Raw genomic sequence first — 13,346 nt, forward strand, 5'->3', positions numbered from 1 at the left:
CTAGGTAAGTCTTGTCATTTTGTGGGTCTGCCTCTAAAGGATTCAGAGTTTTAAGGCCCACACCTGTTGATTTGACAAGAGTTTCCGCTACTTTTGAAGAAGCGTTACTTTCTGTAAAAATCGTCTTAACCTTATAGGTTTTAACAAATTCCTGAATTTCTGTCAGTTGTCTTGGACTTGGTTCTTGTTCAGGAGAGATACCAGCGATTCCAAGTTGATTTAATCCAAATCTCTTAGCAAGATAAGAAAAAGCTGTATGCTGTGTTACAAAAGTCTTCTGACTCGCTTTTTCAAATTTAGGCTGGAATTTCTTAGTCAATTCTTGAGCTTTTTTGATAAAGGCTTGCGCATTTTTCTGGTAAGTTTCTTTATGCTCACTATCCACCTCTGAAAGTTTATCAGCGATAATCTGAGCTTCTTCGCCAGCTTTTTCAGGATCTAGCCAAGTGTGAGGGTCATAGAGCGTTTTTTCATCAACTCCATCACCTGCTTCCACATCTTCTAGACCAGGGACACGTTCCAATGTCATTCCTTCAGAAGCCTCTAAAACCTTAACTTTAGATTTTTTTAGATTTGGATCCAGACTTCCTGCCCAAGATTCGAGCGTATGAGAATGATAAACAAAGACATCTGCATCATAGATGGCTGCAATGTCATTCGCTGAAGGTTCAAAGGAGTGAATTCCGCTACTTGACTGAATCATTCGAACATTATTCAAATCTCCAGATACTTCCTTGACCATAGCATAGACAGGGTAAAAACTGGTTACAATTTTCATCCCTTTCCCAGTCTGACTTTCCTTTTGGTCACAAGCCCCTAAACACAAAAGAAAGACACTTAACAATACTAAAAATAAACTTTGTTTTTTCATGGATAACCCCTTAACTATTTAATTAACTGGTAAACATTCTACTCCTAAAAATTTAATCTGTCAAGCTATTTTTAGAAAAAATTTGAAAATTTCTTTCACATATAAAAATCTGCTGAATTTCAACAACTCAACAGATTCTCACTTTATATACTCAATGAAAATCAAAGAGCAAATTAGGAAGCTAGCCGCAGGTTGCTCAAAACACTGTTTTGAGGTTGTAGATAAGACTGACGAAGTCAGTCACATATATACGGCAAGGCGAAGCTGACGTGGTTTGAATTTGATTTTCGAAGAGTATTATTCTTCTATGGTAGAATGCTTATAACCATAAGTAAAGTAAATAATACTTCCTATCAACAAAGCAATGAGGAAAGCAATCCAGGTTTCCATATTATACTGCAACATAAATGATAGACAAATAATGATTGATAAAATCGGTAATAAGGGTACCAATGGTGTTTTAAATTCTCCAGCTTTGGGCATCCCCTTTTCTCTCCGTAAGCGAATCAGACCGTAAGCTAGCATAATCAAGTAGGCTAGGGTACAAATATTTAAGAAGGATGCGATACTAGCAAGTGGGAACATTCCTGCTGCTACTGCTGAAGCTAGACCTGTCAAGATAGTAGCGTTTTTGGGTACCTTACTTGTCTTGGTTAGTTCTTTAAATACAGCAGGCATTAAGCCGTCACGCGCTAAACTGTAAATCATACGTGATAGGGCATAGGTCATCGAGATACAAACCGTAATCAAGGTCAAGATAGCCACTAATGACACATAGTTAGCTGCCCAACCAATCTCAACGCTACGAAGAGCAAAGGCAACGGCATCATCGACATTTAGATGACTATAGTGAACCACACCAGTCAAGACAAGCGTCACCAAGGCATAAAGAATGGTTACGATAGAAAGCGATAAGACAATTCCTCTAGGAATATTTTTTTGAGGAGTCTTGACTTCATCTACAGCCATAGAGATGGATTCGAAGCCTAAAAATCCGAAGAACATTAAGGAGGCACCAGCCATAATACCAGTACTAGCGCCATATATTTGTCCAAAACCATAAGGAGCAAAATTGCTCCAATTATCAAGCTTAATATGCCAAATTCCTACTAAAACAAAGAGAGCTAAAGCGGAAAATTTCAAAATAACTAGAATCGAATTAAATCGTAAAGCTGCTTTAGCATTGAGTAAAACAAGCGATGTCACTAATGCCAATACAAGAATAGGTAATAAATCAACAAACGTCCCTGCTTGAGGATTAAAGGTACCATTTAAAGCCTGAGGAAGGGCTATCCCGTATTGAGAGAGCAATCCTTTAAAATAAGCTGCCCAACCCGAAGCCACACCAGATATGGCTGTCATGAACTCCATCATGGTTAACCAGCCAGCCAACCAAGCTGGAAATTCTCCTAAAATAGCATATAGATAACTGTAAGCACCACCTGTAGCAGGTACTCGTGAGGCAAATTCTGCAAAAAAAAGGGCTGATAATCCTACACATAAGGCAGAAATAACGATTGAAATCACTAGCGCTGGACCAGCAAGTGTTGCAGCTGCAGTACCTGTAATTGTAAAGACGCCTGTCCCCACCATGGCTCCGATACCCAGCAAAATCAAATCCCATAACTTCAAATGCCTGTGCATCTCCGTTTTATCCAAACTTACATTCTTTGTTCTAAATATATTCATCTTTGACTCCAAAACAAAATGATGATTCTATTTTACCATAAATATAGGAAATTTGTGAATATTTATAAAATAATTTTCTAAAAAAATCTGACTACATATTGTAATCAGATTTTTATCTATTCTAGTCCATTTCTTTAAAGGCTGCTTCTGCATCCGCGTTGCTGATAACACCAAATTGAATCTTTCCAATCTTTCCTTGACTATCAATTAGATATTCTGTAGGAATGCTTCGAATTTGATAAGCTTGGAAGGTTGTGGCCTTGGTATCATAAAGAACTGGGATATCTTTATATCCTTGTTCTTGGAACCATTGTGGGAATTGCTCGACAGTTTTTTCACCTTGAATTCCTGGTGCAATGACACTAAGAATTTCGAAATCGCGATCTGGTTTTGCAGCTAATTCCATCAACTCAGGCATACTTTTCTTACATGGACCACACCATGAAGCCCAAAACTTCAAATAGACTTTTTTCCCCTTATAATCAGATAACTTGACTTCTTTGCCATCCATAGATTGCAAGGTAAAGTCTGGCGCATCTTTTCCAACAGCAATTTGTTGTACAGGCGTTTGTTGTTGCTGTTTTGGGGATTGTTGTGGAGCTTGAGTTTTTTTAGTTTCTTCCTCACCACAGGCCATCAATACAACTACTGACAAGAGGCTTAAACCAGCAAACATTATTTTTTTCATCTTTTTCTCCTTTATTCAAAAATTCCAGCTAGAACATTTACCTGTCCTAATAGTAACAAAATTCCCATTAAAATAATAAGGAAACCACCAATTTTCTTCAGTAACATCATATGACGTTTGATTTTACTAAAATAAGGCATCACTACACCAGAAGCTAGAGCCAAGACCAAGAAAGGAATGGCCATCCCCAGAGTGTAAATAAGAGTATAGATAGCTCCTTGCCAGGCGCCATTGCCTCCAGAAGCCGCAAGCGCTAAAACAGAACTTAAAACTGGACCAATACAAGGCGTCCAACCAAAGCTAAAGGTAATACCAAGTAAAAAAGCTGACCAATTACGATTAGAATCTGATTTTTTAAAGGTAAAGCTTTTTTGAACCTCTAATTTCTTAAAATGAAAAATTTCCATCTGGTGAAGGCCTAAAATGATAATAATTGTTCCCATGGTATAGCGAAACCAATTGGCATAGAGAATATTACCAAAGTAACCAGCACCAAATCCTAGAATAAAGAAAATGAGAGAGATACCTGCGATAAAGCAAAGTGTTCGAATCAAACCTGACCAGAGAACCTTTCTCCCAAACAAAGAAAAACTTTTTGCGCTTTCCTGATCATCCAGCAAAATCCCAGCATAAACTGGTAACAGAGGAAAAATACAGGGAGAAAAGAAGGACAAGACCCCTGCTAAAAAAACGGAGATTGAAAATATTATCGTTTCCAATAAAGAACCAACTTTCTTAATAATTCATATCCTATTGTACTATAATCAAGTTTATTTGTATGATTTCTGCTACGCAAATTAAATCAGCCTGTATTTAAAAGATCTTTTCTGTCACCAGCTAATTCAGATTTTGTCCCCTATACACAAAAAAAGCCTGTCACACAAGCTCAAATGCTTGATATGATAGGCTTTTTAAAGGCTGATTATTTAACAGCGTCTTTAAGAGCTTTACCAGCTTTGAATGCTGGAACTTTAGAAGCTGCAATTGTGATTTCTTTACCAGTTTGTGGGTTGCGACCTTTACGTGCAGCACGCTCACGAACTTCAAAGTTACCAAAACCGATCAATTGAACTTTTTCACCAGCTGCAAGGTAGTCAGCTACTGCTGCGAATACAGCTTCAACTGCTGCTGCTGAGTCTTTCTTAGTCAATTCTGTAGCTTCTGCTACTTTAGCGATCAAATCTTGTTTGTTTGCCATGTTAATGATTCCTCCAAATTAATTTCTAATTAACAACTATAATCATATCCTAAAATCCCTTCTAGGTCAAGTTAAAAATGCTATTTATTCGCATTTTCTTTATTTTTTTAGGAGTTGTAACGAACTAAAATAGCCCAAGCGTTCTCACCCGTGTGCGTTTGAATAATGGAACCCGTTTCCAAAACAGAAATTGGCTTTTCAACATAAGGTTGCAAATTGTCTTTCATCTCTTTTGCCCAATCAGAACTACCAGAATATGAAATTCCAATCTCTGCTACAGAACGGTCAGAGAGCAATGTTATCAACTCATCCAACCATTTTTTAAAAGTTTTAGCTCCACGCCCTTTAACCATTGGTTGCAATTCATGGTCCTTCATCTGCATGACAACACGTATATTGAGAAGTGAGCTCAACAATCCAGTTACACGGCCAATTCGTCCACCTTTTACTAGATTTTCTAGAGTAGAAACGCCAATATAGAGCTCTGTGTGGTTTTTTACTTCTTCTACATGAGACAGAATTTCCTCCATATCTTTGCCTTCTTGTGCCAATTTAGCAGCTTCGACAACTTGGAATTTTAAGGCTTGGTCAGTGAAGGAACTGTCAATCACCGTCACGTCGGCAGTAGATAAACTAGCACCTTGACGCGCTGCTTCTACAGTACCTGAAAGAGCATGGGACATATGAATAGCAAGAATCTGACTGCCATCCTTGCACAAGTCTTCAAAAACTTCAGCGAAAACACCTACAGGTGGTTGACTTGTTTTCGGAAGATTCTTAGCTTCTTGCATCAAGTGAAGAAATTTACCTTCTTCTTTTAAATCGGCATCCGAATAAACAACATTATCAATCATTACAGATAGAGGAACTACCGTGATATCTAATTGCTTTACTAATTCTGGCTCAATAGTAACAGATGAATCGGTAACAATCTTAATTTTTGTCATAGTATCAATCTTTCTATTTTAGGATTCAGATTGGTTTTCTTACTTTTAATTATATCAAAAAAAGATTAAAAATCCTAATGGAGTCAATCAAATTTTCCTTAAAAATTTGATATAATCAACTTATAAGAAAAGAGGTGTCCTATGATTAAAAAAATCTATCCCATTTTAACTATTTTACTAGGTGCTGGTATTTATGCTTTTGGTCTAACCTATTTTGTAGTTCCCCATCATCTCTTCGAAGGAGGGGCTACAGGCATTACTCTTATTACCTTTTATCTTTTTGAAATTCCTGTTTCCCTCATGAATCTGCTGATTAATATTCCTCTATTCATCCTAGCTTGGAAAATATTTGGAGCAAGATCTCTCTATTCTAGTTTGCTCGGAACCTTGGCTTTATCTGCCTGGTTAGCTTTTTTTGAGCGTATTCCTCTTCATATTGATCTTCAAGGTGATTTACTAATCACTTCCCTCATCGCTGGAATTCTGTTAGGGATTGGTCTTGGAATTATCTTTAATGCTGGAGGCACAACGGGTGGAACTGATATTCTAGCCCGTATCCTCAACAAATACACTCATTTCTCCATGGGGAAACTGCTTTTTATCTTAGATTTTTGTATTCTCATGCTCATTCTCCTTATTTTTAAGGATTTAAGATTGGTTACTTACACTCTGCTCTTTACTTTCATTGTATCCCGAGTGATTGATTTGATTGGAGAAGGAGGATACGCAGGTAAAGGATTTATGATTATTACCAAACGTCCTGACCAACTTGCTAAGGCTATTAATGATGACCTAGGAAGAGGTGTTACTTTTATCTCAGGGCAAGGTTACTATAGTCAAAAAGATTTGAAAATCATCTACTGTATTGTCGGAAGAAATGAAATTGTTAAAATGAAGGAAATGATTCATCGAATCGATCCTCAAGCCTTTATCACTATTACAGAAGCCCATGAAATCCTAGGAGAAGGATTTACCTTTGAAAAAGAATAAAAAGAGGTAGTGTAGTGACCTCAGAAGTTAGACTAAATCATCTATCTTTCAGGTCACAGACAACCTCTTTTTGTTTATTTAAGCTCTTAAGACCAATTCCGTGCTACTTCTTCATCAGCCTTTAACTGCTCCACTAATTGATCAATAGAATCAAATTTGGTCATATCTCGAATGCGATCAAGCCAATAAACTATGACTGTTTCACCATAAATATCTTGATTAAAATCAAAAATATTGATTTCAAAACGTGCTTCTTCTCCATCGAAGGTCACGTTTTTCCCGACACTAGCCATAGCACGATACTTCTGTCGTTGAATCTCAACATCAACGACATAAACACCATCTGCTGGCATATAAGTACGGTCTAAAAGCACCAAATTCGCTGTCGGATAACCAATCGTACGACCACGAGCATTGCCATGAACCACCATGCCTCTTGATGGAAGCGGTGCCCCCAAAAGTTCTCCTGCTTCTTTCACATTTCCGTCTAAAATAGCTTGACGGATACGTGTTGAACTAATCTTTCCTTTCTCATCTTCTACAGGTGGAACAATGATAACTTCTCCATCAAAGTAATCCTTTAAATCTTCTGCTGTTTTTTGGTCAGAGCCAAATGTATAATCAAAACCTGCAACAATAATTTTGGCATTCATAGCCTTGATATAAGTCGCAAAAAATTCTTCTGCCGTGAGACTAGCGAATTGACTACTAAAATCAAGGAGATATAATTCTTCTACACCTTCGCGTTTTAATTTTCTCTCACGTTCAGCAGGATTCAAAATATGCAAAAATAGGTCAGGATGATAAGGCTCTAAAGCAATCTTTGGAGATTCATTAAAGGTCATAACGACGATAGGCAATAAATCCTTTCTCGCAGCCTTATTGGCAACACGAAATAATTCTTGATGCCCCTTGTGTATACCATCAAAATAGCCGAGAACCACGACTGAATCAGATGGTGTGCCAATATCTTTTTGGTTTTTTATAGGAATAGTAATAATCATAAAATAATTATATCATAGTGATAGCTATTTCTGAACCAGAAAATCTGAAATGCCATTTTTTTAACCTGAAGTGTATCATTTTAGAAGAATTTTATTTTTGATACTCTTCGAAAATCTCTTCAAACCACGTCAGCGTCTCCTTACCGTACTCAAGTACAGCTTGCGGCTAGCTTCCTAGTTTGCTCTTTGATTTTCATTGAGTATGAAATCGTAATACAGAACAAGAAATTGAGATAAGAATCTTAAAATCAGAAAAACACATCATATCAGCTAGTTAAAACTTGATACAATGCGTTTTATTATAAAAAGATCTACTGGATTTTTTATCAAAATAAACTTCCAGTAGCCTTTTCACTGTTTATTAATAAGTTCCTTCTTCGCCTTGACTAGTCAAGATAACAGGTCCATCTTTCGTAATGACAAATTGGTGTTCATATTGACAAGATAGGCCACCATCAATGGTCTTATGCGCCCAACCAGTCTTCATATCTGTATCAATTTCCCAGTCACCTGTATTGATCATTGGTTCAATAGTCAAGACCATTCCTTCACGAAGACGGAGTCCTCGACCTGCAATACCATAGTTAGGAACCATTGGTTCTTCGTGCATGGTTGGGCCAACACCATGACCAACCAAATCACGCACTACACCGTAACCACGACTTTCAGCGTATTCTTGAATAGCCGCACCGATATCACCAATACGGTTCCCAACGACAGCTTGCTCGATTCCCTTGTACATAGCTTCTTTGGTTACATCCATCAAGTTTTTCACTTCTTCGGACGGTGTACCAACAGCATAAGCCCAACAAGAGTCTGCTAGACCACCAGAGTAGCTCTGAGTGTATTTTTTCATCTGCTCCACATTGTTGAAGTTTAATTTTGAGACATTCAGGTCAGATTTAGCAATTGGGCCTCCCAAAACCATATCAACTTTGAGCAAATCACCATCTTTCAAGATGTAATGACGAGGGAAAGCATGAGCTACTTCATCATTAAGAGAGCAGCAAGTAGCATAAGGATAGTCCATCATTGCACCGTCAACCCCAATCTGAAGCGGAAGGAAGTTTTCTTCCTTACAACGACGGCGAACGTATTCTTCAACTTCCCACATATCTAGGCCAGGCTTAATCAAATCACGTAAGCCGATATGAATACTTGCTAGAAAATCACCAGCCTTGTCCATAGCTTCGATTTCACGAGCTGATTTTAATGTTATCATTTTTTCTCCTAGTTTCTAATTAATTTTAACGGTTACATTTGCTTTTGAAACAATCTGATGACCATGATAAATATCATAATCAATAATAGCTGATCGTCTAGTATGGTGGATAATGCGTGCTTGAATGCGCAATATATCATCTATCTGAACAGCCTGCAAAAAGTAGATCAGCATCTGCTCTATTATTAAATTTCTTCCGCTATTCACAACCAAATCTTGGGTCATATGGGTCAGAATTTCTGCCAAAACACCATTAGCCAAAACTCCATTTTTTTCTAGCATAAAGGGTTCCACTGTAATCACTACTTCATCATGGTGATAAGAGAGCTTTTGTCCAATCTGCTCAGAAAAAGTTGGTAAAGCAGAAACTTGAGAACGGCTCATCTTCTCCATGACATCTCGTCTGGTTACAACGCCAAGCAAAGTTTGATTGCTTCGAACAACTGGTACCATTTCAAAGTCTTCAGCAATCATCCGTTGACTCACATTGGCAATATTTGTCGATAATCCAACCAAAAATAGACTACGAGACATGACCTTATCAATTGTAGTACTTGGTGACTTATCGCCCGCATCTCTCATAGTTACAACTCCAACGACAACCTGATGTTGGTTAATAACTGGAAAACGACTGCTTCGACTCTTACGTACTAAGTCCAAATAATCTTTGACTGTGTCAGTCTCTCTCAGAAAACCATATTCATGACTTGGACGATAAAGCTTCTCAACTGTCAAAATATCTGTCTTGATTTGAACATTTGACAAGGCTTTATTGATCATGGTCGCAACGGTAAAGGTATCATGCTTACTTCTTAGAACAGGAATCCCTTTTTGATTAGCCAGTTTAAGCACATCATCATGGACCTGAAATCCACCTGTAACTAGAACTGCATTTTCATTTTCCAAGGCTAACAACTGAATACGGGTTCGGTCTCCGACAATCAAGAGTCCCCCATCATGAAGATAGGATAAGATGTTTTGTTCGGTCATAGCACCAATAGAGAACTTACTAAATTCTCTATCAAGTCCTTCCTGTCCAGCTAACACCTCAGAAGAAGTTACTTCTGCAATTTCTGCAAATGTTAATCTTTCGATAGCAACTTTCTGCGATTTAACGCGAATTGTTCCACTACGGGGACGAGTCTCTACAATTCCACGATTTTCAGCTTCCTTGATAGCGCGATAGGCCGTTCCATCACTGACTCCCAGATGATTGGAAATACTACGAACACTGACCCTTTTACCTACTGGTAATTCCTCCAAATAACTTAGAATTTCCTGATGCTTACTCATTGAATTCTCCTTTTACATACCGAAATTCAAGATAATCCCGCATTTTTCTTGTGTAGCGATCACTTCCCTTAAACTGACGAAACAAACTAAATCCAGACTTAAGAGCAACCTTTTGGCTAGCTTCATTTTCAAGATGGGTTATAATGGATAATTGTTTTAAGTCAAATTCTTCAAAAGAAAGTTGGCAAAGTTTTTTTACAACTTCTGTCATAAATCCTTGACACCAAGCATCTTTTCTCAAAAAATAGCCAAGCTCTGCTTCTTTTTTGATTTCATCTAACTTCTCAAATTTAATAGAACCAATCATTTGTTGATTTTTCTGGTCACAAATTGCCCACACTCCCAAAGGGGACTTCATAAAGTAATTAGCCAGTGCATATTGACTTTCTTCCAGACTTGCCTGAGTTGGGAAAATAAATTGTAGATTTTCAGGATTTGAAGCTACCTCATGGAAGTCCTGACTATCACTAAAAAAGAAAGGACGCAAATACAAGCGATCCGTTTCAAAAAAAGAAAACATTGCTAATTTGGTCCAAATATTCATAAACACCTCTACGGTTTATTCCTCAACAAGTGTAATATCCGCTCCTAGATTACGTAATTTTTCAATAATATCAGAATAACCACGTAAGATAAACTCGATATTGGTAATTTCAGTTTGTCCCTCGGCCATCAAACCAGCAATAACTAAAGCTGCACCAGCTCTTAAGTCAGTCGCTTTAACACTTGCCCCACTCAAACCACGACCACCTGTATATAAAATGTGACCATTTGTTGTTGATATAGCTGCGTCCATCTTAGCTAATTCAAAAACATGGTTTACACGTTTTTCATAAATCGTATCAACAATTGTACCACGACCATTAGCTGTTAGCAACAAAGGGGTAATCGGTTGTTGCAAGTCAGTAGCAAATCCTGGGTAAGGAGCTGTCTTAATATTGATTGCTTTCAAATTAGACTGTTCTTCGACAAAAATACTGTCTTCAGATACAGTCATTCTCACTCCCATCTCTTCCAACTTAGCGATGAATCCTTCTAGGTGTTCGTAAAGAACATTATTTATACGAATCCCCTTACCCACTGCAGCAGCCAAGGAAATATATGTCCCTGCTTCAATACGGTCTGGAATTACCTGATGATGTGTTCCATGCAAGCTTTCAACTCCATCAATAATGATAATATTGGTTCCAGCACCACGGATATGGGCACCCATATTATTCAAGAGAGTAGCAACATCAATAATCTCAGGTTCACGGGCTGCATTTTCAATAATGGTACGCCCATTTGCTTTAACCGCAGCAATCATCGTATTAATCGTCGCTCCGACACTAACCGTATCCATGTAGATACTTGCGCCGTGAAGTCCTGTATCTTTGGCAGATAACTTCATGTTATCTCCCTCGTAGCTAACAGTTGCACCCATAGCTTCAAAAGCCTTAAGGTGTAAATCAATAGGACGTGGTCCCAAATCACATCCTCCAGGTAAACCAACAGTGGCTTCACCAAAGCGACCTAAAAGACTTCCATAAAAATAATAAGATGCACGAAGACTATTGATTTTCCCATAAGGCATTGGAATATTTTGAACACCTCTTGGATCAATCTCTAACACATCTTCATAACGCTTAACCGTAGCCCCCATTAACTCCATGATTTCGACAAGACTAGCAACATCGGAAATATCTGGCACACAATCCACAGTTACAACATCATCTGCCAAAATAATAGCTGGAATCAAAGCTACTACACTATTTTTTGCGCCACTAATGGTAATCTCACCTTGCAGGGGCAAGCCACCATTGATAACAATTTTTCTCATTTTAAATTTTTTATACTCTTTCAAAATTTCTAAAAAGGTCCTATGTTAAAGTATATCATAAATTCACCCTTTTTTCCATCATTTTCAATTATATTAGCTGAATCGTATTTGTTGGTAGCTGAGCTTTCTTAAAAAGTTATGCCCCCTTTTTGCCCCCTGAACACAAAAATAGCCCTTCGGATAAAATCCGAGGGGCTTAAAACGTTGTTAAATCAACGGCCGAACTTTTGAATTTCAAGGTTCGGGATAAAATAGTTCACTGAACTATTTTATTTTTTAAGGTTGTAGAATGATTTCAATCCACGGTATTCAGCTACTTCACCAAGTTGATCTTCGATGCGAAGCAATTGGTTGTATTTAGCGATACGGTCTGTACGTGAAAGTGAACCAGTCTTGATTTGTCCTGCGTTAGTTGCAACTGCGATGTCAGCGATTGTTGAATCTTCAGTTTCACCTGAACGGTGTGATACAACGGCAGTGTAACCAGCTTCTTTAGCCATTTCGATAGCGTCGAATGTTTCAGTAAGAGTACCGATTTGGTTAACTTTGATAAGGATTGAGTTAGCAGCACCTTCTGCAATACCTTTTTCAAGGTAAGCAGTGTTTGTTACGAAGAAGTCGTCACCAACCAATTGAACTTTACCACCAAGACGTTCAGTAAGAGCTTTCCAACCGTCCCAGTCATTTTCATCCATACCATCTTCGATAGTGATGATTGGGTATTTGTTAACCAATTCTTCAAGGTAGTCGATTTGTTCTGCAGATGTACGAACAGCAGCGCCTTCACCTTCAAATTTAGTGTAGTCGTAAACTTTACGTTCTTTATCGTAGAATTCTGATGAAGCACAGTCAAATCCGATAAATACGTCTTTACCTGGAACATATCCAGCAGCTTCGATCGCAGCAAGGATAGTTTCAACACCGTCTTCAGTTCCTTCGAAACGAGGAGCGAATCCACCTTCGTCACCTACGGCAGTTTCCAAACCACGTGATTTAAGGATTTTCTTAAGAGCGTGGAAGATTTCAGCACCGTAACGAAGAGCTTCTTTGAATGTTGGCGCACCAACTGGCAAGATCATGAACTCTTGGAAAGCAATTGGAGCGTCAGAGTGAGAACCACCGTTGATGATATTCATCATTGGAGTTGGAAGAACTTTAGTGTTGAATCCACCAAGGTAGCTGTAAAGCGGGATTTCAAGGTAATCAGCAGCAGCACGAGCTACAGCGATAGAAACACCAAGGATTGCGTTCGCACCCAATTTACCTTTGTTAGGAGTACCGTCAAGTGCGATCATAGCACGGTCGATAGCTTGTTGATCACGTACATCGTAGCCGATGATAGCTTCAGCAATGATGTTGTTTACGTTGTCAACAGCTTTTTGTGTACCAAGACCACCGTAACGAGATTTGTCACCGTCGCGAAGTTCAACTGCTTCGTGTTCACCAGTAGAAGCTCCTGATGGAACCATACCACGTCCGAAAGCACCTGATTCAGTGTAAACTTCTACTTCAAGTGTTGGGTTACCGCGTGAGTCTAGGACTTCGCGAGCGTAAACATCAGTAATAATTGACATTTTTTACTCTCCTTATGAGTTAAATTTTTTACACCTCTATAATACCTTAAA

Annotated in this window: 13 protein-coding genes; 1 reads left to right on the forward strand and 12 read right to left on the reverse strand. The window is 38.3% G+C overall.

Features of this window, described 5'->3' with window-relative positions:
- The 6 genes from adcAII to RWM06_RS05620 form a co-directional block, all read right to left on the reverse strand.
- A partial coding sequence (gene adcAII / locus RWM06_RS05595; RefSeq protein ID WP_313970409.1) for a zinc-binding lipoprotein AdcAII occupies positions 1-871 on the reverse strand: 871 nt, incomplete at its 3' end.
- Positions 872-1,168: 297 nt separating this feature from the next.
- Positions 1,169-2,560, reverse strand: a complete 1,392-nt coding sequence (locus RWM06_RS05600; RefSeq protein ID WP_313970410.1) for an amino acid permease — start codon at positions 2,558-2,560, stop codon at positions 1,169-1,171.
- Positions 2,561-2,681: 121 nt separating this feature from the next.
- Positions 2,682-3,248, reverse strand: a complete 567-nt coding sequence (gene sdbB, locus RWM06_RS05605; protein WP_313970411.1) for a thiol-disulfide oxidoreductase-associated lipoprotein SdbB — start codon at positions 3,246-3,248, stop codon at positions 2,682-2,684.
- 11 nt (positions 3,249-3,259) lie between these two features.
- Complete coding sequence (ccdA2, locus tag RWM06_RS05610; RefSeq protein ID WP_313970412.1) at positions 3,260-3,967, reverse strand: thiol-disulfide oxidoreductase-associated membrane protein CcdA2; 708 nt, start codon at positions 3,965-3,967, stop codon at positions 3,260-3,262.
- A gap of 203 nt (positions 3,968-4,170) precedes the next feature.
- The gene (locus RWM06_RS05615) at positions 4,171-4,446 is read right to left on the reverse strand and encodes an HU family DNA-binding protein (RefSeq protein ID WP_001284637.1); all 276 of its coding nucleotides are present in this window, start codon (positions 4,444-4,446) and stop codon (positions 4,171-4,173) included.
- Between the two features lie 107 nt (positions 4,447-4,553).
- Positions 4,554-5,393, reverse strand: a complete 840-nt coding sequence (locus tag RWM06_RS05620; RefSeq protein WP_313970413.1) for a DegV family protein — start codon at positions 5,391-5,393, stop codon at positions 4,554-4,556.
- A gap of 141 nt (positions 5,394-5,534) precedes the next feature.
- Here RWM06_RS05620 and RWM06_RS05625 point away from each other — a divergent pair, with 141 nt between their 5' ends.
- Entirely contained in the window at positions 5,535-6,383 is an 849-nt protein-coding gene (locus RWM06_RS05625) for a YitT family protein (protein ID WP_313970414.1), read from the forward strand.
- Between the two features lie 86 nt (positions 6,384-6,469).
- Here the strand turns inward: RWM06_RS05625 and RWM06_RS05630 are convergent, their stop codons facing one another.
- From RWM06_RS05630 to eno, 6 genes are all read right to left on the reverse strand, one after another.
- The gene (locus tag RWM06_RS05630) at positions 6,470-7,387 is read right to left on the reverse strand and encodes a bifunctional riboflavin kinase/FAD synthetase (RefSeq protein ID WP_313970415.1); all 918 of its coding nucleotides are present in this window, start codon (positions 7,385-7,387) and stop codon (positions 6,470-6,472) included.
- A 361-nt stretch (positions 7,388-7,748) separates the two neighbouring features.
- Positions 7,749-8,609 carry a methionyl aminopeptidase gene (locus tag RWM06_RS05635; protein WP_000631534.1) on the reverse strand — a complete coding sequence of 287 codons (861 nt, stop codon included), beginning with the start codon at positions 8,607-8,609 and terminating at the stop codon, positions 7,749-7,751.
- Positions 8,610-8,624: 15 nt separating this feature from the next.
- Entirely contained in the window at positions 8,625-9,902 is a 1,278-nt protein-coding gene (gene spxR / locus RWM06_RS05640; RefSeq protein ID WP_313970416.1) for a CBS-HotDog domain-containing transcription factor SpxR, read from the reverse strand.
- Positions 9,895-10,446: a GNAT family N-acetyltransferase gene (locus RWM06_RS05645; RefSeq protein WP_313970417.1), complete on the reverse strand. Its 552-nt coding sequence runs from the start codon at positions 10,444-10,446 to the stop codon at positions 9,895-9,897. The genes spxR and RWM06_RS05645 overlap by 8 nt, the downstream gene beginning before the upstream one ends.
- A 15-nt stretch (positions 10,447-10,461) precedes the next feature.
- Positions 10,462-11,721, reverse strand: coding sequence for a UDP-N-acetylglucosamine 1-carboxyvinyltransferase (locus tag RWM06_RS05650; protein ID WP_313970418.1), 1,260 nt, complete (start codon positions 11,719-11,721; stop codon positions 10,462-10,464).
- 269 nt (positions 11,722-11,990) lie between these two features.
- Positions 11,991-13,295 (reverse strand): surface-displayed alpha-enolase, encoded by a 1,305-nt coding sequence (gene eno, locus RWM06_RS05655; RefSeq protein ID WP_173278388.1) that lies wholly within the window; start codon positions 13,293-13,295, stop codon positions 11,991-11,993.
- Positions 13,296-13,346: the final 51 nt, after the last annotated feature.

It is taken from the genome of uncultured Streptococcus sp. (assembly GCF_963516575.1).
Taxonomy (GTDB): domain Bacteria; phylum Bacillota; class Bacilli; order Lactobacillales; family Streptococcaceae; genus Streptococcus.